This is a genomic window from Streptomyces sp. CNP082, from assembly GCF_059570535.1.
Window position 1 is genome coordinate 1 of the sequence record NZ_JCANSZ010000147.1, and the last position, 1248, is coordinate 1248.

2 protein-coding genes are annotated in these 1248 nt (G+C 73.8%); both read left to right on the forward strand.

The window, feature by feature from the left end:
* On the forward strand, positions 1-457 hold a 457-nt coding region (locus tag B124_RS37020), incomplete at its 5' end, for a hypothetical protein (protein ID WP_496507410.1).
* A partial coding sequence (locus B124_RS37025; protein WP_496507411.1) for a condensation domain-containing protein occupies positions 454-1248 on the forward strand: 795 nt, incomplete at its 3' end. The genes B124_RS37020 and B124_RS37025, both read left to right, overlap by 4 nt.

Genomic DNA, 1248 nt, shown 5'->3' on the forward strand with positions numbered 1-1248 from the left:
GCTGCTGCGTTATCTCAACGCCGGGACAGAAGAGGCGATGGCGGCGCTGCCGCAGGCGCAGATCGGCTTCAACTACCTCGGCCGCTTCCCCGCCGGCAGCCCCACGGAACCGGTCGAGGCATGGCAGCCGGCCGGTGAGAGCGCCGTCGGCGGCACCGCCCCGCCCGACATGCCGATACTGCACGCGCTCGGCACCAACGCCGTCATCCGCGACACCGCCGCCGGCCCGGAGCTGTCGTTCACCCTCGGCTGGCCCCCCGACCTGCTCGACCGGGCCGACACCGAACACCTCGGACACACCTGGCTGGAGATGCTGACCGGCCTCGCCGCGCACACCGAGACCCCGGCAGCCGGCGGCCACACCCCCTCCGACTTCCCCCTCCTCGACCTCGGCCAGGACGACGTCGAACTGCTCGAAGAGATCGCCGGCACGATCGAAGGAGGAGCGCCCCGGTGAACACCCACACCGCCGCCACCCGCCCGGCCCTGGACGTGTGGCCGCTGTCACCGCTGCAGAAGGGCCTGCTGTTCCACGCCGGCTACGACGAGACCGGCCCCGACCTCTACACCGTGCAGTTCGTCCTCGGCCTCAACGGCCCTCTGGACGCCGCGCGCCTGCGCGCCTCCTGGGAGGCGCTGCTCGCCCGTCACGGCGCACTGCGCGCCAGCTTCCACCGGCGCGCCTCCGGCGAGGCCGTCCAGCTCATCGCCCGCGAGGTCCGGCTCCCCTGGCGCGAAGCGGACCTGTCCGACGCCGCGGGCCCGGACGCGGCCGCCCGGATGGAGAAACTGGCGGCCGAAGAGCGCGCGGAGCGGCTGAACCCCGCGATGCCGCCGCTGCTGCGGCTGCTACTCGTCCGGCTCGGCGACCGGCGGCACCGACTGGTGATGACGACCCATCACATACTGATGGACGGCTGGTCCATGCCGGTGCTGCTGGGCGAGCTGTCCGCGCTGTACGAGTCCGGCGGCGACCCCTCCGCGCTCAAGCGCCCCGCCCCGTACCGGGATTACCTCGCGTGGCTGGGGCGGCAGGACAAGGCCGCGGCGCGGGAGGCATGGCGGGCGGAGCTGGCCGGTGCGGACGCGCCGACGCTCGTCGCCCCCGCGGACCCCGCCAGGACCGCCGTACTGCCAGAGCAGGCGGGAGCACGGCTCTCGGCGGAGGCGACGGGTTTGTTGGGTGTGTGGGCGCGTGGGTGGGGGTTGACGGTCAACACGGTGGTGCAGGGGGCGTGGGCGTTGGTG